At 69.9% G+C, this 21,861-nt stretch carries 21 protein-coding genes and 2 tRNA genes; 8 read left to right on the top strand and 15 right to left on the bottom strand.

The window, feature by feature from the left end; genetic code table 11:
* Window positions 1-43 precede the first annotated feature (43 nt).
* From BM004_RS12395 to BM004_RS12360, 8 genes are all read left to right on the top strand, one after another.
* On the top strand, window positions 44-892 hold the full coding sequence (locus BM004_RS12395; RefSeq protein ID WP_093122004.1) for a dihydroorotate dehydrogenase electron transfer subunit: 849 nt from the start codon (window positions 44-46) through the stop codon (window positions 890-892).
* Window positions 885-1,835 carry a dihydroorotate dehydrogenase gene (locus BM004_RS12390; protein ID WP_093213574.1) on the top strand — a complete coding sequence of 317 codons (951 nt, stop codon included), beginning with the start codon at window positions 885-887 and terminating at the stop codon, window positions 1,833-1,835. Before BM004_RS12395 ends, BM004_RS12390 begins: the two co-directional genes overlap by 8 nt.
* A gap of 10 nt (window positions 1,836-1,845) precedes the next feature.
* Complete coding sequence (locus BM004_RS12385; RefSeq protein WP_093213572.1) at window positions 1,846-3,111, top strand: hydantoinase/carbamoylase family amidase; 1,266 nt, start codon at window positions 1,846-1,848, stop codon at window positions 3,109-3,111.
* Window positions 3,108-4,202 (top strand): dihydroorotase, encoded by a 1,095-nt coding sequence (gene pyrC, locus BM004_RS12380; RefSeq protein WP_256219873.1) that lies wholly within the window; start codon window positions 3,108-3,110, stop codon window positions 4,200-4,202. The genes BM004_RS12385 and pyrC overlap by 4 nt, the downstream gene beginning before the upstream one ends.
* Complete coding sequence (locus tag BM004_RS12375; protein ID WP_371269315.1) at window positions 4,202-5,143, top strand: helix-turn-helix domain-containing protein; 942 nt, start codon at window positions 4,202-4,204, stop codon at window positions 5,141-5,143. The genes pyrC and BM004_RS12375 overlap by 1 nt, the downstream gene beginning before the upstream one ends.
* Window positions 5,140-5,844, top strand: a complete 705-nt coding sequence (locus tag BM004_RS12370; RefSeq protein WP_093213564.1) for an orotate phosphoribosyltransferase — start codon at window positions 5,140-5,142, stop codon at window positions 5,842-5,844. The genes BM004_RS12375 and BM004_RS12370 overlap by 4 nt, the downstream gene beginning before the upstream one ends.
* A 15-nt stretch (window positions 5,845-5,859) precedes the next feature.
* On the top strand, window positions 5,860-6,186 hold the full coding sequence (locus BM004_RS12365) for a hypothetical protein (RefSeq protein WP_093122019.1): 327 nt from the start codon (window positions 5,860-5,862) through the stop codon (window positions 6,184-6,186).
* 166 nt (window positions 6,187-6,352) lie between these two features.
* Window positions 6,353-8,005 (top strand): ankyrin repeat domain-containing protein, encoded by a 1,653-nt coding sequence (locus BM004_RS12360; RefSeq protein ID WP_093213562.1) that lies wholly within the window; start codon window positions 6,353-6,355, stop codon window positions 8,003-8,005.
* On the opposite strand, the gene BM004_RS12355 is transcribed toward BM004_RS12360, so the two are convergent.
* From BM004_RS12355 to BM004_RS12285, 15 genes are all read right to left on the bottom strand, one after another.
* Window positions 7,996-9,180 (bottom strand): leucine-rich repeat domain-containing protein, encoded by a 1,185-nt coding sequence (locus tag BM004_RS12355; RefSeq protein ID WP_093213560.1) that lies wholly within the window; start codon window positions 9,178-9,180, stop codon window positions 7,996-7,998. The two genes, BM004_RS12360 and BM004_RS12355, sit on opposite strands and share 10 nt — an antisense overlap.
* Complete coding sequence (locus BM004_RS12350) at window positions 9,170-10,519, bottom strand: SDR family NAD(P)-dependent oxidoreductase (protein ID WP_218152688.1); 1,350 nt, start codon at window positions 10,517-10,519, stop codon at window positions 9,170-9,172. Before BM004_RS12350 ends, BM004_RS12355 begins: the two co-directional genes overlap by 11 nt.
* Before the next feature lie 41 nt (window positions 10,520-10,560).
* A tRNA-Gly gene (locus tag BM004_RS12345) sits at window positions 10,561-10,631 on the bottom strand.
* 87 nt (window positions 10,632-10,718) lie between these two features.
* Window positions 10,719-10,789 (bottom strand) — tRNA-Gly (locus BM004_RS12340).
* Window positions 10,790-10,931: 142 nt separating this feature from the next.
* On the bottom strand, window positions 10,932-11,939 hold the full coding sequence (locus BM004_RS12335; protein ID WP_093213558.1) for an LLM class flavin-dependent oxidoreductase: 1,008 nt from the start codon (window positions 11,937-11,939) through the stop codon (window positions 10,932-10,934).
* Window positions 11,936-12,850: an ABC transporter substrate-binding protein gene (locus tag BM004_RS12330; RefSeq protein ID WP_256219893.1), complete on the bottom strand. Its 915-nt coding sequence runs from the start codon at window positions 12,848-12,850 to the stop codon at window positions 11,936-11,938. Before BM004_RS12330 ends, BM004_RS12335 begins: the two co-directional genes overlap by 4 nt.
* Before the next feature lie 38 nt (window positions 12,851-12,888).
* Window positions 12,889-13,809, bottom strand: a complete 921-nt coding sequence (locus BM004_RS12325) for an ABC transporter substrate-binding protein (protein WP_093122031.1) — start codon at window positions 13,807-13,809, stop codon at window positions 12,889-12,891.
* Window positions 13,810-13,837: 28 nt separating this feature from the next.
* Window positions 13,838-15,631, bottom strand: coding sequence for an amino acid ABC transporter permease/ATP-binding protein (locus BM004_RS42420; protein WP_093214084.1), 1,794 nt, complete (start codon window positions 15,629-15,631; stop codon window positions 13,838-13,840).
* Between the two features lie 53 nt (window positions 15,632-15,684).
* The gene (locus tag BM004_RS12315) at window positions 15,685-16,230 is read right to left on the bottom strand and encodes a GNAT family N-acetyltransferase (RefSeq protein WP_093213556.1); all 546 of its coding nucleotides are present in this window, start codon (window positions 16,228-16,230) and stop codon (window positions 15,685-15,687) included.
* Complete coding sequence (locus tag BM004_RS12310; RefSeq protein ID WP_093213554.1) at window positions 16,230-17,576, bottom strand: LLM class flavin-dependent oxidoreductase; 1,347 nt, start codon at window positions 17,574-17,576, stop codon at window positions 16,230-16,232. The genes BM004_RS12315 and BM004_RS12310 overlap by 1 nt, the downstream gene beginning before the upstream one ends.
* Before the next feature lie 45 nt (window positions 17,577-17,621).
* A complete protein-coding gene (locus tag BM004_RS12305) occupies window positions 17,622-18,629 on the bottom strand; it encodes an LLM class flavin-dependent oxidoreductase (RefSeq protein WP_093214080.1) in 1,008 nt (335 codons plus the stop codon).
* Window positions 18,630-18,778: 149 nt separating this feature from the next.
* Entirely contained in the window at window positions 18,779-19,291 is a 513-nt protein-coding gene (locus BM004_RS12300) for a P-loop nucleotide/nucleoside kinase family protein (RefSeq protein ID WP_093213552.1), read from the bottom strand.
* A gap of 42 nt (window positions 19,292-19,333) precedes the next feature.
* Window positions 19,334-19,531, bottom strand: coding sequence for a hypothetical protein (locus BM004_RS12295; protein WP_093213549.1), 198 nt, complete (start codon window positions 19,529-19,531; stop codon window positions 19,334-19,336).
* A gap of 156 nt (window positions 19,532-19,687) precedes the next feature.
* Window positions 19,688-20,728: an L-glyceraldehyde 3-phosphate reductase gene (gene mgrA, locus BM004_RS12290; RefSeq protein WP_093122046.1), complete on the bottom strand. Its 1,041-nt coding sequence runs from the start codon at window positions 20,726-20,728 to the stop codon at window positions 19,688-19,690.
* A gap of 157 nt (window positions 20,729-20,885) precedes the next feature.
* The gene (locus BM004_RS12285) at window positions 20,886-21,857 is read right to left on the bottom strand and encodes an ABC transporter substrate-binding protein (RefSeq protein ID WP_093213547.1); all 972 of its coding nucleotides are present in this window, start codon (window positions 21,855-21,857) and stop codon (window positions 20,886-20,888) included.
* Window positions 21,858-21,861: the final 4 nt, after the last annotated feature.

Genomic DNA, 21,861 nt, shown 5'->3' with positions numbered 1-21,861 from the left:
CGCAACTGCGAATGCGACCGCAGCCCCGGCCGTTGCCCCTCCCATGGACCGCACCGCCTGCTTCCAGCGCAACGCGCAGGCCGTGGCCTCGCACCGCTGCGAGGTGGTCGAGCACCGCTGGGTGAACGACCGCTACCGCTACCTGCGCCTCTGGGCCGATGCCGACCTGGCCGGCAGCACCCGGCCCGGCCAGTTCTACCAGCTCAAGTGCCCGCCGGCCGCCGGGCTGCAGCCCTTCCTGCTTCGCCCCATGAGCGTGTACGGCGTGGGCCCCGAGGCCGGCACCATCGAGTTTCTCTACAACGTCACCGGCACGGGCACCCGCGCGCTCGCGAGCCTGGAAGCCGGCGGCCACATGGACATCGTCGGTCCGCTGGGCAACACCTTCGGGCTCGCACCCGACGCCCGGCGCATCCTGGTGGTGGCGCGCGGCGTGGGCCTGGCCACCATGGCGCCGCTGGTGCAGCAAGCCGCACGCGCGGGCGTGAAGGTCGGTGCCGTGATGTCGGCGCGCGCGCCCAAGGACCTGATGCGCGACGAGTTCCTGCGCGGCGCGGACGCCGACGTGCACTGCGTGTACGACAGCGACGGCTCCTCGTCGGTCGAGGCCATGGAGACGCTCGTGCGCCGCCTGCTCGGCGAGGCGCACCACGACGTGGTCTACACCTGCGGCTCGCACCGCATCCTGATGCTGCTGCAGCGCGTGCTCCAAGACCATCCGCTCACCCGCGGCGAGGTCGCCATGGAACAGCGCATGGCCTGCGGCATGGGCGTGTGCCTGTCGTGCGTGCGCCTGTTCGACCGTGACGGCGACAAGCAATTCCTTCGCGTGTGCCGCGAAGGCCCCGTGTTTCCCATTCGCGACGTCGTCGGGGAGGTGGAGTTTGGCTGATCTCACTGTGCGCATCGGCGAGCTCGAGCTGCGCAACCCGGTGATGCCCGCCTCGGGCTGCTTCGCCATCGAGTACAGCGAGGCGCTCGACCTGGGCCGCCTGGGCGCGCTGGTCGTCAAGAGCGTGTCGCCCGCCTGCCGCGCCGGCAACCCCACGCCGCGCGTGAGCGAGGCCCACGGCGGCATGCTGAATTCCATCGGCATTCCCAGCAAGGGCCTGGACCACTACCGGCGCGAAGTGCTGCCCGCCTACACGCACCACGGCACGCCGGTGATCGTCTCGATCTCGGCCGACACCGTCGACGAATTCGCCGACGCCGTGGCCGCGATGTCGCTGCCCGAGGTGGCCGCCATCGAGGCCAACATCTCCTGCCCGAACCTCGAGGCCGACGGCATGGCCTTCGCGATGACGCCCGAGACCACCTACAAGGTGGTGAGCGCCATTCGCCGCAAGACCCGCCATCCGTTCTGGGCCAAGCTCACGCCCAATGCCTCGCACATCGCCGCGGTGGCCAAGGCCGCCGAGGAAGCCGGCGCCGACGCGCTGGTCATGGGCAACACCGTGCTGGGCATGTCGATCGACGTGCGCACCCGCAAGCCCAGCCTGGGCAACGTGATGGGCGGCCTGTCGGGCCCGGCCATCAAGCCGATCGCGCTGCGCATGGTGCACCAGTGCTACCGCAGCGTGCGCATTCCCATCATCGGCTGCGGCGGCATCGCCAGCGCCGAGGACGCGGCCGAGTTCATGCTGGCGGGCGCCAGCGCCGTGCAGGTCGGCACCGCGTCGTTCCTCGACCCGGGCGTGATGCAGAAGATCATCGACGGGCTGGACGCGCACTGTCGCGAGACCGGGGTGGCGCATGTGCGCGACCTCACCGGACAGGTCAGGCTCGACCGGCAGCTGTCCGACCGCTGGCTGCGCTTCGCGCAGCAGTCGGGCTGAGGACGCGGCCATGGACCTGATGACACTGCGCCCGCTGGCCGAGAAGCTGTTCGACGACGTGCGCGCCCTGTCGTTCGACGGCGTGGGCGTCACCCGCGAAAGCTATGGCCGGGGCGAGTCGGCCACGGCCGAGTACCTGCGCGACTTCGCGCGCGCCGAGGGCCTGGAGGCCGCGCCCGACAAGGCGGCCAACCTCGTGTTCAGGCTGCAGGACGATCTGCCCCGTGCGCCTGACGCGCCCGCGGCCTGGACCGGCTCGCACATCGACTCGGTGCCGCAGGGCGGCAACTTCGACGGGCTGGCAGGCGTGGTGGCGGGGCTGTTGTGCCTGGTGGCGCGCCAGCGCGAGGGCCATGCCACGGGCCTGCCGCTCGAAGTGCTCGCCTTCCGCGGCGAGGAAAGCGCCTGGTTCGGCAAGGCCTACATGGGTTCGGGCGCGCTCTTCGGCAAGATCGGCGAGGCCGACCTGGCGCTGCGCCAGCGCACGACGGGCGAGACCATGGCCGAATGCATGCGCAAGGCCGGCGCCGACGTCGAGGCGATCCGCGCGCAGCAACCGCTTTTCGACGCATCGCGCGTCAAGGCCTACATCGAGCTGCACATCGAGCAAGGCCCGGTGATGGTCGCACGCGAGCTGCCGCTGGCCGTGGTCTCGGGCATCCGCGGCAACGTGCGGCACAACCGCATCGTGTGCACCGGCGACGCCCAGCATTCGGGCGTGGTGCCGCGCTGGCTGCGCCACGACGCGATGTTCGCGGTGGCCGACCTGGTGATGCGCATCGACGAGCACTGGCGCGTGCTGCTGGAGCGCGGCACCGACCTGGTCGTGACCACCGGCATCGTGCAGACCGACGCCGCCGAGCATGCGATCTCGCGCATTCCGGGCCGCGTGAGCTTCAGCCTCGAGGCGCGCAGCAAGAGCACCGACACGCTGGAGGCCTTCTACCAGCTGGTGCGCGCCGAATGCGCGGCCATCGGCCGCGAGCGGGGCGTGGGCTTCGAGTTCGACCGGCGCCTGCTGAGCGAGCCGGCCACCATGGACGCGCGCCTGTGCGGCGTGCTCGCCACCGCCTGCGGCAAGCTCGACGTGCCGTTCGATGTCATTCCCAGCGGCGCGGGCCACGACGCCTCGCTGTTCGCCAACGCCGGCATTCCGAGCGGCATGCTGTTCGTGCGCAACCAGAACGGCTCGCACAACCCGCACGAGGCGATGGACATGGCCGACTTCATGCTCGGCGCGCAAGCCCTGAGCGACGCCTTCGAGCAACTGGAATGACCCGGACCGCCATGAGCCAGCGCCCCGCACAGACCCTCACGATCCGGCGCCCGGACGACTGGCACCTGCACCTGCGCGACGGCGACATGCTGCGCGCCGTGCTCGGCCACACCACCGCCTCGTTCGCGCGCGCCATCGTCATGCCGAACCTCAGGCCCCCGGTGACGACCACCGCGCAGGCGCGCGCCTACCGCGGGCGCATCCTCGCGGCCCTGCCGGGCGGTGCGCGCTTCACGCCGCTCATGACGGCCTACCTCTGCGACAGCACGCCGCCCGCCGAATTGAGGCAAGGCTTCGAAGAAGGCGTGTTCACCGCCGCCAAGCTGTACCCCGCGGGCGCGACCACGCATTCGGAGTTCGGCGTGACGTCCATCGCCAAGATCGCACGGGCGCTGGAAACCATGCAGGCCCTGGGCATGCCGCTGCTGGTGCACGGCGAAAGCACCGACCCGGGCGTCGACATCTTCGACCGCGAGGCGGTGTTCATCGACGCCACGCTGCGCCCGCTGCTCGCGGACTTCCCGGCACTGAAGGTGGTGATGGAGCACATCACCACCGAGCACGCGGTCGACTTCGTGCAGGCCGACCGCAGCCAGCGCCTGGGCGCCACGCTCACGCCGCAGCACCTCATGTTCAACCGCAACGCGCTCTTCACCGGCGGCATCCGGCCGCACCACTACTGCCTGCCGGTGCTCAAGCGCGAGCACCATCGGCTGGCGCTGCGCCGTGCCGCCACCTCGGGCGATGCGCGCTTCTTCCTGGGCACCGATTCCGCGCCGCACCTGCGCACGCTGAAGGAAGCCGCCTGCGGCTGCGCCGGCATCTTCAATGCGCCGACCGCGCTGCAGGGCTACCTCCAGGTGTTCGAGGAGGAAGGCGCCCTCGCCCGCTTCGAGGCCTTCGCCAGCGAGAACGGCGCGCGCTTCTACGGCCTGCCGCTCAACGAAGGCACGCTCACGCTGCGCCGGCAGCCGGTGCAGGTGCCCGACGACATCGCGCTGCCCGATGGCACGGCCCTGCATCCTTTCCTGGGCGGCGGCACGCTGGCGTGGTCGCTGCCGCAGCAACCCCACGAGCTGGAGTCCCTATAGTGACTTTTTCGATCCCCGAGCAGGAAAAAGAGATGGCAGCAGCACCTTCACCCGCATTCAAGTCCTCGATCGACTACGCGGCGCTCGGCGACCGCCTGCGGGCCTACCGCGTCGGCGCGTCGCTGCTGGCGGAGGACGTGGCCGAGCAGCTCGGCATTTCGCGCGCCGTGGTCTACCGCATGGAGAAAGGCGAGATCGTCAAGATCGAGACGCTGGAGCGGCTGGCCGCCCTGCTGGACACCTCGCTCGCCTCGCTGCTGGGCGTGGAGGTGGAGTACTACGCCACCGCGCTCGGCCTGTTCGAGCGCATGCGCCAGCTCGAGGAAGGCGCCGACCGCATCCTGGCGCACTTCGAGCCCATTTCGCTGCTGCTGACCTCCGACGACTACCTGCCGCACCTGCGCGAGATGCTGCTGGAAGCCTCGCCGCGCTCGCCCGGCAAGGGCCCCAAGGTGTCGGACATCGACAAGATGCTGGAGATCATGGCCGAGCGCAAGGCCTTCTTCGAGAAGCGCAAGCCGCAGATCGTGAGCCTGATCGGACTGCGCGAGCTCGAGCGTTTCGTGCACACCGGCCTGGTCGGGCGCGTCGACCTGCCGGCCAAGATGCGTGCCGAGCGCGTGCTGGCCGCGCGCCGCGAAGTGACCCGCATCGCCGAGCTGATGGAAAGCGAGCCGTACCACGTGCAGATCGGCCTGATCGACGACGCCATGCCGGCCTCCACCTTCCAGCTGTTCACCAGCGCCAGGCACGCGGTGCTGGCGGTCAGCCCGTTCCGGCTCGGCGAGCTGCCCAACGTGCGCAACGGCATCGCCACCGTCACGGCCTCGCCCGAGGCGGTGCGCATGCACGAGGACATGATCGAGCGGCTCTGGAAGAGCGCCTACAAGGGCCGCACCGGCGCGCAGCACCTGCGCAAGCTGTTGGAGCGCATTCAATGACACGCGCCGACGCCACCGGGACCGCTCACGCTCCCTCCGCCTCCCCCGACGCCATGGCCGTGGCCGCCGGCCTGATCGACGCCGGCTGCGTCTCGGTGCGCACCGACGAGCCCTACCGCCTGCCCTCTGGCTGGGCCAGCCCGGTCTACATGGACTGCAGGCGGCTCATCTCGTTTCCGGCGCTGCGGCGCGACCTGGTGGCGCGCGGCATCGCGCTGCTGCACGCGCGCGGCTGCACCGAGGGCCTGGCGGGCGTGGCGGGCGGCGAAGCCAGCGGCATCGCGCTGGCCGCGTGGATGGCCGAGGCACTCGGCCTGCCGCTGCAGTACGTGCGCAAGCGCGCGGCGGGGCAAAGCCAGGTCGAGGGCGTGGTGCAGGCCGGCGGCCGCGTGCTGCTGGTCGACGACCTGATGGCCGCGGGCCACTCCAAGGAGCGCTTCTGCCGCGCGCTGGCCGACGCCGGCGCGCGGGTGGCCGACCTGTTCGTGGTGTTCGACTACGCCACCTTTCCCACCGCCCGGCTGCTGGCCCCGCTCGGCCTGCGCGTGCATGCGCTGGCCACCTGGCACGACGTGCTGGCCGTCGCGCGGCAGCGCGGCGACTTCACCCCCGCCGCCCGCGCCGAGTGGGCCGACTTCCTGGCCGACCCCGCGGCCTGGTCGCAGGCGCACGGCGGACTCGGGCCCACCGCCCATTCATAGAGGAGATCGAGAAAGATGGAATTCCAGGACATCGCCCAACGCTTCGACAGCGCCACCTCGGGCACCGACGCCTTCAAGTCGTTCTACAAGGACGCCTTCGAGCTCATGAAGGCCGACCCCGGCAACGCCAGCCTGTACTTCGTGGTCGGCATCGCGGCGCAGTCGTATGTGCGCACCTACGAAGACCAGGGCATCAGCGGCGAATTCGCCGACAGCGCCAAGGCCACGCTCGTGGGCTTCAACACGAAGCTGGTCGCGGCACTGGCCGCCGCGCCGCAGGAGCGGCTGCGCCTGCTGGGCGAGGTGGCCATCGACTACGAGTGGAACGTGCACAGCTTCTGAGCCGGGCTTCGACCAAAGCGCTGCGCTAAGATCCGGGCCGCGGTTGCAAGCCGCGCCCGGGCCCGCGGGAAGGGTTGAACCCACTTGCCTTCATTTGCCGCTGGTCGAACAGCCTTTTGTGCAGCCGGAGTTGCGGGTCGTCGGCGTTCGATGCACGGAGGTTTTCATGAAGCGCATTCCCGCCCGGCCCGATCTCGGCCACCTGAAGAAGCAAGCCAAGGAGCTGCTCGCTCTCTACCGGCGCAACGATCCCGAAGCCACCACCCGGTTCCGCGAGGCCCTGCCGGCCGCCGCGGGCAAGACCGATACCGCCATCGCGGCCCTGGGCCTGCGCCTGCACGACGCGCAGTCGTGCGTGGCGCGCGAATACGGCTTCGCGTCGTGGGCCGACCTGCAGGGTTTCGTGCTCGCGCGCAGGGCGCAGGTGGACGACCCGGCCAAGGCCTTGCTCCACTGGCTGCGGCTCGTGTACGCGGGCGACATCGCCGGCGGGACGAACGGCGCGCGGCCCACGGTGGCCGCCCGCCTGCTCGACGACAACCCCGCCCTGCCCGGCAACGACCCCTGGCTGGCCTGCGCCATCGGCAACGAGGCCGCGCTGCGCCAGGCCATCGCGCAAGACCCGGCCTGGGTGCACCGGTCCGGTGGCCCGCTGGCCTTGCCGCCGCTCGTGGCCGTCACGCACTCCGGGCTGATGCGCCTGCCGGCCTTTCGCCAAGGCCTGCGCGCCTGCGCGAAGTTGCTGCTCGACGCCGGCGCCTCGCCCGGCCAGTCGGCCGGCAACCGCTGGCCGCCGGCCTCGCTCGAAGCGCCCTCCGAAACCGAACGCCTCTCCGCGCTCTACGGCGCCGCCGGCCAGAACCACGACGCGCCGCTCACGCAAATGCTGCTCGACGCAGGCGCAGACCCGAACGACGGCGAGTCGCTCTATCACGCGCTGGACAACCCGCCATGCACCCGGCTGCTGCTGGAAGCCGGCGCGCGCATCGCCGGCTCGAACGCGCTGTACCGCGTGCTCGACCTCGACGCCGTCGACACGCTGCGGCTCCTGCTCGCGCACGGCGGCGACGCGAACGAAAAACCGCGGGGCGAGCCCACGGCCGAATGGGGTTCGCTGCTGCTGTGGGCCATTCGCCGCCGCCGCTCGCCCGCGCACATCGAGGCGCTGCTGGCCGCGGGCGCCGACCCGAAGGCCACCACGCGCGACGGCACGCCCGCGCACACCGTCGCGCTGCGCTTCGGGCTGAGCGAGGTCGCGCGGCTGCTGCAAGCCGCGGGCGGCGGCGATGCGCCGCTTCCGGCCGACGAAGCCTTCATCGCCGCCTGCGCGCGCGGCGACGAAGCGGCGGCGCGGCAGGTGCTGGCGCAGCACCCCGGCCTCATCGGCACCTTGAGCGACACACAGCTGCGCCTGCTGCCCGAACTCGCGGCCCAGGGCTGCAACGACGCGGTGCAAGCCATGGTCACGCTCGGCTGGCCCATCGAGGTGCGCGGCGGCGACTGGGACGGCTCGGCACTGAACCAGGCCGTGTTCAACGGCAACGCCGCGCTCACCCGCTTTCTGCTGGCGCACGGCGCCGACTGGCGCGCGATGCACGGCTTCGGCGACAACGTGATCGGCACGCTGTCATGGGCATCGCTCAACGAGCCGGTCGCGGGCGGCGACTGGGTCGGCTGCGCGCAGGCCCTGTTCGCCCATGACATGCCCACCGTGCGCCCCGATCCGGAGAACGCCGACGGCGTGCTCGTCGGCGCGCACCACGGCAGGTTCTCCGACGAGGTGACGGACTGCCTGCTCGGCGCGTTCGCTCAGCGGTAAACGCTCTTGATCAGCGCCTGGTCCTTCGGCGCCTCGTCGCCGTGCGCGGCCCTGTTGCGGGCCAGGTGTTCGGCCAGCCCGCCGGGCAGCGGCCCCTCCACGATCAGCCGGCCAAGCTGCCGGCTGCGCAACGCGGCCTCGGCCAGCACCGCCATGCCGCCGGCGGTGATGCCGGTGCGCGCGAGGTCGAGCATGCGCAAGGGCGGCGAGGCATCGAGCAGTTGCGCCGCGCAGGCCGCGCCCTGGTCGCCCATGTCGTTGCCTCGCGTACCGAGGGCCTTGGTCGACGGCGCGTAGCCCAGGTTGAGGGTGTGCAGGCCGGAATGCCGCACGGCCTCCAGCAGCACCTTCGCGCCTGCGGGCCCGATGCCGTTGCTCGCGAGTTCCAGCGTGCGCAACGTGCGGTTGGCCGCCAGGGCTTCCGCCAGCACGGCCGCGCCTTCGTCGCCGAGATGGTTCACGCTGGCGTACAGGCTCTCGACGTGCGGCGCTTCGCGCAGCAGCCGGGCCAGGTCGCCGGCGGCGGCGGGCCCCAGGCCGTTGCCGCTCAGGTAGAGGGACTGCAGGCTGCGGTTGTCCGTGCACAGCGCATCGACCACCGCGCGCACGCCCGCGCTGCGCAGCTCGGTGTTGACCAGGTCGAGCACGCGCAGATGCCGGTTGCCGCGCAGCATGCGCGCAATGCTCCCGGCGCCCGCCGGCCCCAGCGGGTTCCGCTTGAGCCAGAGCCCGCTGACATGCGGGGCCTGCACCAGCGCGGCGCCCAATTCGCGCGCGCCCTCGGGGCCGATGTTGTTGCAGCCCAGGTAGAGCACCTCGAGGTGCGCGTTGCGCGTTGCCAGCCGGGCCACCGCGCCCGCGCCGGCGTCGCCGATGGCGTCGGTGCCCAGCATCAGGCTGCGCACCTGGGTGTTGTGCTGCAGCGCCTCGGCGAGCCGCACGCAGTTGTCGGTGCCCAGGCTCTGCTTGCACAGGTCCAGCCGCCCGTCTTCCACCAGGGTGCCGCGCGGGAAGCGCTGGCTGCCCTGCACGGGCCGGTCGGCGCACAGGTGGTCGAGCAGCGGCGCGAGTTCGTCCGCGGCGCAGGGCGTGATGCTCACGCGGTGGACCGGGCAGTGCACCGTGCTGTCGCCGGCCGCGGCATCCATCGGCGGATCGGTGCGCTCACCAGGCATAGGGTTCGTAGTCCTTGAGGAAATGGCCGAACAGCGGCGTGCCGGGCTCGTTGATGCCGCGCGCGATCGGGTCGATCAGCCGGGCCATGCCGTCGACCACGTCCAGCGGCGTGTAGAAGTTCTGTGCTTCGCGCGCGTGCATGGCGCGGGGGTACGGCTTCTCGTCGGTCACCCAGCCCGTGTCGACCGCGTTCATGTAGATGCCGTCGCGCGCCCACTCCTGCGCGCTGGTGCGCACCATCATGTTGAGCGCGGCCTTGGCCATGTTGGTGTGCGGATGGAACTCGGTCTTGGCGTCGCGGTTGAACTGCCCTTCCATGGCCGAGGCCTGCACCACGAAGCGGCGCGCATGCGGCGAGCGCAGCATCGCGGGCTTGAGCCGGGCCGTGAGCAGGAACGGGCTCATGGCGTTCACGAGCTGCACCTCGAGCAGCTCCAGCGCCGACACCTCGTGCAGCCGCTGCGACCATGAGTTGTCGGGGCGCCTGTCGAGTGCCTGGCCGTAGAGGTCGACTTCGTTCGGCACGAAGTAGTCCTCGCAGCCCGGCACGCTCGGCAGTCGGCCCTGGTATTCGCTCCTGGCTTCCAGCAGCCACGGCGTCGGCTCGGCGGCCATCAGCGCGGCATAGAACTCGCGCGGACGCTTGATGGTCTGCGCCGCGTTGTTGATGAGGATGTCCAGGTGCGGCAGCTTGCGCGACAGGTTCTCGGCAAACGCTTCCACCGAGGGCACGTTGCGCAGGTCCAGCGCCTCGAGCGTCAGGCGCTCGCACCACGACGCGGCGTCGGGCATGGCAAGGAAGCGATGTTCGGCGTCTTTCGGAAAACGGGTGGTCACGATGACCTCGGCACCGTCGCGCAGCAGCCGCAGCGCGGTCTCGAACCCGATCTTGATGCGCCCGCCCGTCACCAGCGCCACGTAGCCGCGCAGGTCGGTACGCTGCTCGCGCCGGGCCCAGTTCTTCTGCGCGCAGGCGGGACACAGCAGGTGATAGAAATGGTGCAGTTCCTGGTAGGACTGCTTGCAGACATAGCAGCGCTGGGGCCGCAGCGGCGCATCGGACGGCGCGGCAAGCCCGGTCATCGACGGCAACACAGGCAACACAGGCAACCCGGGCAGCGGCTGCTGCGCGCGAACCAGGCCGGTCTGCATCACGGCGCTGTGCAATTGCGCGGTGGCTTCGGCGTGGCGCGCCAGGCGGTGGCCGCGCTTGGCCTCCTTCTGGATCTTCGCCACCAGCGACTTGAAGCGCGGATGGTCGTCCATGCTGGAGGGGTCGTCCGAGATGGCTTGGAGCACCCGCAAGGCGGTGCCCAACTCTTCGTCCGTGAAGCTCAACGCAGGCACCCCGTCGATCAAGAAAAAACACGCATGTGGGGGAGAACGGGCTGGACTCGAACCAGCGCTGCGCCCCTGGGAGGGGAACGTGCTTCCACTACACCACCGTTCTCCGGCGGGGATTCTAGTAGGGGAAATTCTGGTCCGAGGAACCCATCGACAGGCACTTCGCCGATCGAGCGAGCATGCGTATTCGAGGGAGAACGAGCTGGACTCGAACCAGCGCTGCTCCCCTGGCAGGGGGACGTGCTTCCACTACACCACCGTTCTCCGGCGGGGATTCTAGAAGGCGAAAAAAAGCGGGCCCGAAGGCCCGCTGAAGGTCGCCCTCGGCGTTGCGCAGGCGCAACCCGATTCCGACTCACCTCGAACTCAACCTCAGGTCCCCTCTTTCCTCTCTTCTTCCTCCAGATCAGTTCGCACGCCATCCCAGTTCCGGCGCAATGCGCCCGGCCAGGTCGGTCAATATCTGTTCGTACTCGTCGGTGCTGAAGTTGTAGGGCAGCTCCACGCGCAGTTCCTCCACCTGCGGCAGCACCGGGTCTTGCCGCAGCCTTTCGAGAATCTCGTCGGACGTGCCCACCAGGTCGTTCGCGAACAGCGTGCGCCGCTCGCCCTGCGGCGCCAGCGTGCGTTCGACGCGGCCGGCCGCGAACGCGCGGTAGCGCTTGCGCGTGGCGGCGTCGGCACTGTCGAGCGGCACGATCACGCGGCCCAGCGCGATGCGGCCGCGGCGCACGTCGGTCTCGCTCAGCCGGTAGCGCTCGACCAGGCCCAGTTGCGCGTTCAGGAAATCGTCGGTGGTCTCGCCCGACAGCACGTTGCCCAGCAGCAGGTTGAAGCCGTTGCGCCCCGCCCATTCGGCCGAACGCAGCGAGCCGCCGCCGTACCAGAGCCGCTCGACCAGCCCCGGCGCATGCGGCTGCACGCGCGCACGCACGCGCCCGCCGGCCGACTCGACAAAGGTCTGCGCGTCGCCGAGCAGCGTGTCCTCCAGGTTGGCCTTGAGCCGCCCCACCCGCTTGTGCGTGTAGTCGACGGTGTGGGGCGCCGCGTCGTGAAAGCGGTTGCCCAGCAACGCGCCATGCAGCGGCGCACCCGCGCTCAGGCCCACCTGCAGCCGGCCGCGCGAGAGCACGTCGACCGTGGCCAGGTCTTCGGCGAGCCTGAACGGGTTTTCGTAGCCCATCTGGATCACCGCCGCACCCAGCTCGATGCGCCGCGTGCGCTGCGTGGCCGCGGCCAGGAAGGTGGCGGCCGACGACACACCGCGCTCCAGGTGGCGCTGGCGCACCCATGCGCCGTCGAAGCCGAGCTTCTCGCCGAACGCGAAGAGCTTCAGCGCCGCCTCGAGGCCGGCCAGCGGGTCTTCTTCGGCGTAGTTGCCGGGCGTGAGGAACGCGAGACGACGGATGCTCACGGCGCGAACTTCGGCAGGCCGGGCGGGTTGGTTTCCGACTTCGGCAGCGCCTCTTCGGCCAGGCTCCAGCGTGCGAGCGCCCTGGCATAGGTGCCGTTGCGAATCAGGCCGTTGGCCGCGGTGGTGAGCGCCACGGCCAGGCCGCTGCCCTTGCGCGTGGCAATGGCCACGTCGGACTTCAGCGGCCAGCCCGCGTTCACGGTGCCGGCCAGCCGGATCTGCCCGTTCTTCGCGGCCTCGTAGGCCTGCGGCGCGTTGGGATTGAAGTTGGCGTCGACGCGCCTGGTGACCACCGCCAGCGTGCGCGTCACATCGTCGTCGTAGTACTGCAGGGTGGCGGGCTTCAGGCCGGCCGCGGCGTTCTGGCGGTTCCACTCGAGCAGGATGCGCTCCTGGTTCGTGCCCGCGCCGGTCGTGAGCTTCAGGCCCGCGATGTCCTTCGGCTCCCTGATCGATCGGATCGGGCTGTCGGCCTTCACGTAGAAGCCGTGCAGGCCCAGGCGGTAGGTCGAGAAGTCGAACTTCTCCTTGCGCTGCTCGGTCACGCCCACGTTGGAGATCACCGCGTCGTACTTGCCCGAGCTCAGGCCCAGCGGCCAGTCGGCCCAGGCGATGGGCTGCAGCTCGAGCTTCAGCCCCAGCGCATCGGCCACCAGCAGCGCAAAGTCGGCGTCGAAACCGACCACGGTCTTCGCGTCGGTGGCGTAGGTCGAGATCGGCGGCGCGAACGGTGCGACGGCAATGGTCAGCACGCCTTGCTTCACGAACTTGAAGCTCGGCGCAATGGCGTTCACCGCCTCGGCGTCCTTGCCGGCGCGCTGGCGGCCCTGCTGCCCGGGCGTGAAGTCGAACTTGTCGGCGGCCTGCGCCGCACCCGCAAGGAGCGTCAGCGCGACAAGGCCGCGGGCCATCCACGCGCCCGGTGTGTGCTTGAAAAGAGCCATGGTCATCAGTTCTTCGGCAGGCCGGGCGGGTTGGTGCGCGAGCTTTGAATGGCTTCGGACTCCAGGTTCCAGCGCGACAGCGCCTTGGCGTAGTTGCCGTTCCTGATCTGCGCGTTGAGCGCCAGCGTGACCGCGTCGGCAACGCCCGAGCCCTTGCGCGAGGTGACCGCAATCTCGGCATCGAGCGGCCAGCCGCCGGAGAACACGCCCGCGAGCTTCGTCTTGCCGTCGCGTGCCTCGTAGGCCGCAATGGCGTTCGGGCCCACGTACACATCGGCGCGGCCCGACTGGATGGCCAGGCGCTGCACCACGTCATCGTCGTAGTACTGGAACTCGACCGGCTTCAGCCCGGCGGCCAGGTTCTGCTTGTTCCAGCGCAGCACGATCTGCTCCTGGTTGGTGCTGGCCTGCACGATGAGCTTGAGCCCCGCGATGTCCTTCGGCTCCTTGATGGCGCCGAGCTTGCTGCCGGTCTTCACGTAGATGCCGATCTGGTCGTTGCGGTAGGTGGAAAAGTCGAACTTCTCCTTGCGCTCTTCCGTCACCGTCACGTTGGAAACCACCACGTCGAACTTGCCCGACTGCAGGCCCAGCGGCCAGTCGGCCCAGCTGGTGGACACCAGCTCCAGCTTGCGCCCGAGGCTGTCGGCCACCAGCTGCGCGATGTCCGGTGCGTTGCCCACGGGCGTCCTGGTGTCGGTGGCGTAGGCCGCGAACGGCAGGCGGCCGGTGGTCGTGCCGACGACCAGCACGCCCTCCTTCTGGAACTTGAAGTCCTTGGCGAGGCGGATGGCCTCGTCGATCTTCTGCGCGCGCGGGCGGCCGGCCTGCTCGGGGCTCAGGTCGGGCGCGGGCTGGGCCGAAGCCGCCAGCGGCACCAGCAACGCGGCAAGCAGGACGCACAGGATGTTTCGTCGATGGTTCATGAAGGACAGTGCAGTAAGGAAATGGGAGTCAAAGAACCTTGGCCAGGAACTCGGCCGTGCGCGGGTGCGCCGGCGCGTTGAACACCTTGTCGGGCGAGCCGGTCTCCAGGATGCGGCCGCGCTCCATGAAGACGACGGTGTCGGCCACCTCGCGGGCAAAGCCGATTTCGTGCGTCACGATGACCAGCGTGGTGCCCGAGCGCGCCAGCTGCTTGATGACGGCCAGCACCTCGCCCACCAGTTCGGGGTCGAGCGCGGAGGTGGGCTCGTCGAACAGCAGCACCTTGGGCTTGAGCGCCAGCGCACGCGCAATGGCCACGCGCTGCTGCTGGCCGCCGGAGAGCTGCCGCGGGTAGGCATGCGTCTTGTCGCCCAGGCCCACGCGCGCCAGCAGCTCCGAAGCCAGCGCCTCGGCCTCCGTGCGCGGCAGGCCGCGCACCGAGACCGGCGCCTCGACGATGTTCTCGAGCACCGTGAGGTGCGGGAACAGGTTGAAGTTCTGGAACACCATGCCCACGTCGACGCGGCGCTTGAGAATCTCCTTCTCGTGCAGCTCGTAGAGCGTGTCGGCGTCGCGCCGGTAGCCGACGAGTTCACCGTCGATGGCAATGAAGCCGTCGTCCACGCGCTCCAGGTGGTTGATGGTGCGCAGCAGTGTCGACTTGCCCGAGCCCGATTGCCCCAGGATCACCGTCACGCTGCCCTGCGCCACGGTGAGCGTCACGTCGTCGAGCACCTTGAGCGCGCCGAAGCTCTTCGACACGCCGTGGATGGTGACCTCGCCGCCCTGCGTGAGCGGATCGGTCCAGCGCGGCACCTGCGCGGGTGCATCGGCAGAGGCGTCGGCAGCGGGCAACCCGGCCACCGGCGCCACCGCCGGCACCTTCGAACGCCACAACCTGTGCACCATGCCGCCAACCCAGGAATTCGGCGGATTGCGCAGCGCACCGCGCGAGAAGCGCCGCTCCACATGGTGCTGCACCACCGACAGCACCGTGAGGATGACGAGGTACCACACGGTCGCCACCATCAGCAGCGGAATCACTTCCAGGTTGCGCCGGTAGATGATCTGGATCGTGTAGAACAGCTCGGGCAGCGCCAGGATGTAGAGGTTCGACGTGCCCTTGGCCAGCCCGATGATGTCGTTGAACGCGGTCGGCAGGATGGTGCGCATGGCCTGCGGCAACACGATGCGAAACGACTGCCGCCTGCGCGACAGGCCCAGTGCGGCCGCGGCTTCGAGCTGCCCCTGCTCCACCGACAGGATGCCGCCACGCACGATCTCCGAGGCAAAGGCCGCCTGGTTCAGCGTGAGGCCCAGCAGCGCCGCCACGAACGGGCTGATCAGCTGCGTGGTCGGGTACGAGAAGAAGGTGACGTCGGTGCCCGGAATGCCCAGCGACACCGTCTCGTACAGGTAGCCCAGGTTGTTGATGATCAGCAGCAGCACGATCACCGGGATCGAACGGAAGATCCAGGTGAACACCCACGACAGCCGCGCCAGCAGCGGCGAGCGCGACACCCGCGCCAAGGCCAGCCCGGTGCCGAAGAAGAAGCCCAGCACCGCGCCCAGCGCCGTCAGCAGCAGCGTGCGGCCCAGGCCTTCGAGCACGGGCTCGGCGAAGAACCATTCGGCGAACACGCCCCAGCCCCAGCGCGGGTTGGTCAGCGTCGAATACAGCACCAGCGCAATGACCAGCACCGCGAAGACGGTGCCCGCCGTGCGTGCCGGGTACCTGGCGGGGACGATGCGCAAGTGCGAGTAGTCGCCTTTCACCGGTGCGCCAGGTGCCGTGGGCGTCGGGCGCTGCGGTGCTGGCATGTGAACCGGCGCGGGGTCGCGCGACTCGGCGCCAGCGTCGAGCACGGCCGTGTTCATCGCTGCACCGCCTCGGCCAAGCTGGCCGTGTGGGCGACTTCCTCGCCCTGCTGCCGCGTCACGCGCAGCGCCTTCTCGAACGGCAGCTTGCGCGGCGTTTCCGGGTCGGCGGCGGGCCCGAACAGCGCCGTGTAGCCATGGCCCAGGTACAGGCCCACGGCCTCGGGCTGGCGAAAGCCGGTGGTCAGGCAGATGCGCTCGTAGCCCTGGCGCAGCACCTGCGCCTCGAGTTCGAGCAGCACCTTGCTCGCCAGGCCCTGGCGCCGCAGGTCGGCGTGCGTCCACACGCGCTTGAGCTCCGCGGTGCGCTCGTCGCGGCGCATGAACGCGCCGCCGCCCACCGCCACGCCGTCGCGCAGCAGCAGCACGAAGTTGCCGTGCGGCGGGGCGAACAGGTGCGCCGGATAGCGGTCGATTTCCTTCGGCTCGCCGGGCTCGCGCAGCACGTCGCCGTAGCGGGTGGCGTATTCCAGGGCCAGCCCTTCGAGCAGCGGCTGGGCGCGCGGGTCGAGCGGCGTGGTGTAGACGAACCGGTCGCTCATCAGGCAGCCCTCCGTGGCTGGACGAGGCCGGCTGGGTCGGCCGCCGTTTCATACCGGCTCGCCTTGCGCGGCAGGCCCAGGTGGTCGCGCAGCGTCTGGCCCGGCAGCTCGCGGCTGTAGCGCCCGCGCGCCTCCAGCACCGGAATGACGAACTCGATGAAGTCGTCCAGCCCCTGCCCCAACACTGGAAAACCCAGGATGAAACCGTCGGCGGCGCCCTCGTCCACCCAGCGGATGATCTCGTCGGCAATGCGCTCGCCCGTGCCCACGAACTGCGTGCGCGGCGTGGCCACCTCGAGCGCCACTTCGCGCAGCGTCAGGCCCTTGGCCTTCGCGTTCGCCTTGATGCGGTCGGTGGTCGAGCGGAAGCTGTTGCGGCCCAGCTCGCCCAGCTCGGGGAACGGCGCGTCCAGCGCGTACTGGCCGAAGTCGTGGTGGTCGAAGAAGCGGCCCAGGTAGGCCAGCGCCTCCTCGACCGTGAGCAGCTCGCGGATCAGCCGGTACTTGGCCTCGGCCTCTTCCTCGGTGGCCGCGACCACGGGGCCGATGCCCGGAAAGATCTTCACGTCGCCGGCCTGCCGGCCCTGCGCCACCGCGCTGGCCTTCACCTGCCGCAGGAAGCTGCGCGTGTCCTCCAGCGAGGGGGAATGCGTGAACACCGCGTCGGCGTACTTGCCCGCCAGGCCGATGCCCGCGTCCGAGGAGCCCGCCTGGAAGATCACCGGCTGCCCCTGCGCGGAGCGCTGGATGTTCAGCGGCCCCGACACCTCGAAGAAGCGCCCCTTGTGGTCGAGCGTGTGCAGCCGGTCGCGCTCGAAGAAGTGGCCGCTCTCGCGGTTGCGCACGAAGGCGTCGTCGTCCCAGCTGTCCCACAGGCCCTGCGTCACGGCCAGGTACTCGTCGGCGATCTCGTAGCGCAGCGCGTGCTCCGGGTGCGTGCGGCTGTAGTTCTTCGCGCTGCCTTCGAGCGGCGTGGTCACCACGTTCCAGCCCGCGCGCCCGCCGCTGATGAGGTCGAGCGAGGCGAACTGGCGCGCCACCGTGAACGGGTCGCTGTACGAACTCGACACGGTGCCCGCCAGGCCGATCTTCGAGGTGACCGCCGCAAGCGCCGACAGGATCGAGATCGGCTCGAAGCGGTTGAGAAAGTGCGGAATCGATTTCTCGTTGATGTAGAGCCCGTCCGCCACGAACGCAAAGGCGATGCCGGCCGCCTCGGCCTTCTGCGCGCTGCGCACGAAGAAGCCGAGGTTGACGCTCGCGTCGGCCGGCCCGCCCGGATGCTTCCAGGAATTCATGTGGCTGCCGGCACCTTGCAGCATGACGCCGAACTTGATGTTGCTCATGACGATCGCTCTTGTCTCTTGGGGGAAGGAAGGAAGACGGAAAGCTCAGGCCGGCACGGTCTCGCGCGCCTTGGCCAGCAACTCGACGCACGCATGGCGCGCCGCGAAATCCGCGACCGGAATGTCGATGACGAACTCCTCGATGCCATGGCGCTCGCTGAGTGCATCGAGCGCGTCGCGCACCTGCTCGCCCGTGCCCGAGATCACATGCGGGCGGCGCTCTTCGGTGCGGTAGTCGCTCACGCCCGCCTGCCGCGCGAACTCGGCGGCGGCCTCCAGGCTCGGCAGGTTCACGCTCTGCCCGGTCGGCAGATGCACCCGGAAGCTGCGCAGCGCGCCGACCCGCGCGGCCGCGTCCTCTGGCGTCTCGGCGGCGAAGGCGAACAGCGCGAGCAGCGGCGCGCGGCCGGTCTCGGCGCGGTAGGCCTCGACCGATTGCGCGAGGTTCACCGGGTCGCCGTTGAAGTGCCCGGCATAAGCGAACTGCCAGCCGAGCCGCGCCGCGAGCACCGCGCTTTCGGGGCTGCCGCCGAGCACCACGCGTTGCGGCGGTTGCGGCGGGTTGGGCGTGGCGACCGCGCCGGCCAGTGCATGGCCCGAAGCGATGCCGTCGTGCAGGAAGGCATCGAGCTCGGCCAAGCGCACACCGAAGTCTTCACTGCGCTGCTTCAGCGGGTCGTGCAGCCACTGCAGCGCCTTGCTGGTCAATGGCAGGCCGCCGGGCGCCTTGCCGATGCCCAGGTCCACGCGGCCCGGCGCGAGCGATGCGAGCACGCGAAAGGTCTCGGCCACCTTGAAGGGGCTGTAGTGCTGCAGCATCACGCCGCCCGTGCCCACGCGGATGCGCGAGGTCTTCGCCAGCACGTGCGATGCGAGCACTTCGGGCGCGGAGCCCGCGTAGTTGCGGTTGCCGTGATGCTCGGCCAGCCAGTAGCGCCGGTAGCCCAGCCGCTCCGCGCTTTGCGCGAGCGCAACGGTGTGCTGGAACGCCTGGGCGGCGTCGGCGCCTTCGGGAATCAGGCTCTTGTCGAGCAGGGACAGCGAGTAGGACACGGTGTGCGGCGGGACACGCCCTTGGAAGAATTGCTGCAAATTCTCCGGGGCATCGCGCGCACCGTTTGCGCTGAATTCCTCTATCGATATCTGTTGAGTGCGGGTTGGGTTGCGGGGTCTGTTGCGAAACCTGTTGCGAGCGCGATGCCTCAGCCGCGCAGATGCGACAGGATCGCTTGCGCGGCTTCGCGCGCATCGACGGTCGCGGTGTCGATCACCAGGCGCGGCGTGGTCCACGGCTGGTAGTCGTGCTCGCGCACGCAAGCCCAGGTCGGGCGCACGAGGCCGGGGACATCGATGCTTCGCTGCTCGATGCGCCGCCGGTGTTCGGCGGCATCCGAGCACACGATCTCGACCTCGACGATGGGCACCGCGGCGTCCGCCGCCACGGTGCGCCAGGCCTCGCGCGTCACGGGCAACGGGTTGACGCCATCGGCCACCACCATCTGCCCCCAGGCGAGGTTGGAGCGCGCCAGGGCATACGCTGCGATGTAGCCCGCCGGCCCCACGTCACCGACCATCTTGCCGGCCAGCGCGCTGGCCGAGCGCAGTGCCTGCTCGATGGTGTCGATGCGAAGGTACGCGGCCGGAGCGAGCGCCACGATCTCGCGCGCGATGGTGGTCTTGCCGGTACCGGGCAAGCCACCGAGAACAATCAGCATCCGCGGTCTCCAGGTTCAGGCTTCAGCCGCCCGGAGAACAGTTCACCACGAATGCGGCAGCAAGGCCAGCACCGCCGCTGCGTGAAGCCGGCGCATGGCGCGCAACGGCACGTGGCCGTGCGGCGCGCGCCGCGCCAGCGCATGCGCCGAGCTCGGCGGAATCCGCCAGGCCCTGGCCGTCAGGTCCAGCACATGGCGCGCCTGGGCGGCCGGGGAAAGGTAGTGGGTGCGCAGTGGCATGGCAATGATCGAATGAACGCTTCGACCGATTCTGCGCAGTGCCGCCGCTTTCCCAAAGACGCATTCCAAGTTACCTGATGCGGTTCGCGATGGCGCGATGGCGCAATGGCGCAATGGCGCAATGGCGCGATGCCGCGATGCCGCGATGCCCCAGGTTCAGGCGAAGTCCGTCGAGGGCTTCTCCCACAGGTTCACTCCGCCCTCCACCGCGTGCTTGTCGATCTCGGCCAGTTCCTCGGCGCTCAGCGGCGCGTGCGACAGCGCCGCCACGTTGTCGACGATCTGCTCGGGCCGGCTCGCACCGATCAGCGCCGAGCTCACGCGCGGGTCGCGCAGCGTCCACGTCAGCGCCAGCTGCGCAAGAGTCTGTCCTCGGCGCTTTGCAATTTCGTTGAGCGCGCGGGCGCGTTCCACGTTCGCGTCCGACAGATGCTCCTGCTTGAGCGAACCGCCGCCGGGCCGGTTGATGCGCGCATCGGCCGGAATGCCTTTCAGGTACTTGTCGGTGAGCAAGCCTTGCGCGAGCGGCGTGAAGGCGATGACGCCCGCGCCAAGCTCGTCGGTGGCGTTCAACAGGTCCTTCTCGATCCAGCGGTTGAACAGGTTGTAGGCCGGTTGATGAATCAGCAGGGGCACCTTCCACTCCTGCAGCAGCGCGGCCATCTCGCGCGTCTTGCCGGCCGAGTACGACGAGATGCCGATGTACAGCGCCTTGCCCTGCTGCACGGCCTGGGCCAGTGCGGAGGCGGTTTCCTCCAGCGGGGTCTCGGGGTCGAAGCGGTGCGAATAGAAGATGTCGACGTAGTCCAGGCCCAGGCGCTGCAGGCTCTGGTCGAGACTGGCCAGCACGTACTTGCGCGAGCCGCCGCCCTTGCCGTAGGGGCCGGGCCACATGTCCCAGCCGGCCTTGCTCGAGATGATGAGCTCGTCGCGGTAGGCCTTGAAGTCTTCGCGCAGCAGGCGCCCGAAGTTGGTCTCGGCGCTGCCGTACGGCGGGCCGTAGTTGTTGGCCAGGTCGAAGTGGTTGATGCCCAGGTCGAAGGCCGTGCGCAGCAGCTGGCGCTGCGTGGCGATGGAGGTGGTGTCGCCGAAGTTGTGCCACAGCCCGAGCGAGATCGCGGGCAGCACGAGGCCGCTGCGGCCGACGCGGCGGTAGGGAATGGCGTCGTAGCGCTTGGAGTCTGCGTGGTAGGTCATGGGTGTCTCTGGTCCTGACGGGAATTGAATGAAAAAGGCCGCACGGTGAACCGGCGGCACGCAGTCGAGGATGCCCGCGCCGGCGCGCGGGCGCAAGCATCTCCACGCGGAGAGCGCGTGCTTGCGGCGCGGGCTGGTTGCGGCTGTGCGCGGAGGTTCAGGCTTGCGGCGCGCGCCACTGCGCAAGCGCGAAGTCGCGGCCCACGAGGTTCTCGGCCAGCAGGAACTTCTTGACCTCTTCGAGCAGAGCCATTCCTTCGGCCGGATAGGCCTCGTCGGAAAACTGCGAGAGCGGGTGCGAGAGCTTCACCACGTCCAGCCCGAAGCCGCTGACCTCCGAGTGAAAGGCGTAGTACGCGGCGCTGTCGCGGCGGATCTCCTGCAGCGCCGTGCGGCGGGCGCGTGTCCACGCGGCAGGCAAGCCGGGCGCAGCCGCAAGCAGCTTGCTCGACGCCACGATCACCGAGGTGCCGCGCAGCGTCGGGTGCCGCTCGGCCTGGTCGATCACCGGATAGCCGCGCGACGCCAGCAGCGGGCCCACGTCGATCTGCGCCGCAAAGGCCGCGATGGAGCCCTGGTCGAGCGCGGCTTCGCCGTCGCGCGGGAACATGTGGATCACCTTCACCGACTTCTGCAGGCCGTGTTCCTTCAGCAGCCCCAGCACGTAGCGGTGCATGTAAGAGCCGCGCGCCACGCCGATCGACTGGCCCTCGAGCGCCTTCACGCCGCGCACGCCGTTGCGCGGCGTGAGCAGCCACACGTTCATGCCCACGGCGTCGAAGCCGATGAGCTGGCTCTCGAGGCCGCGCGAGCGCGCGACGATGGCGGGCGTGTCGCCGTAGATGCCGACGTCGAGCACGCCCGAGAGAAAGGCCTCGTTGAGGTCGGGCCCGTTCGGAAAGTTGCGCGTGCTCACGTCCTTGAAGCCGAGCGAAGCGAGCTCGCGCTGCAGGTGGCCTTGGCGCAAGGCCCAGCCGGTGGCGTTCGCGGGCTTCTTGCCGGGGCCGATGTAGCCCAGGCGAAGTACCTGGCCGCTGCCCTGGGCGATGGAGAAAGCGGGCAATGCGCTGGCGGCGGCCGCGGCCACGGCGCCGCGCAGCAAGCGGCGGCGGCCGGAAATATCTGGCATCGAA

The organism is Variovorax sp. OK212 (assembly GCF_900112425.1).
In the GTDB taxonomy this organism is placed as follows: Bacteria; Pseudomonadota; Gammaproteobacteria; order Burkholderiales; family Burkholderiaceae_C; genus Variovorax.
The sequence above is the reverse complement of the archived record's forward strand: the minus strand, read 5'-3'. Positions and strand labels throughout refer to the sequence as shown.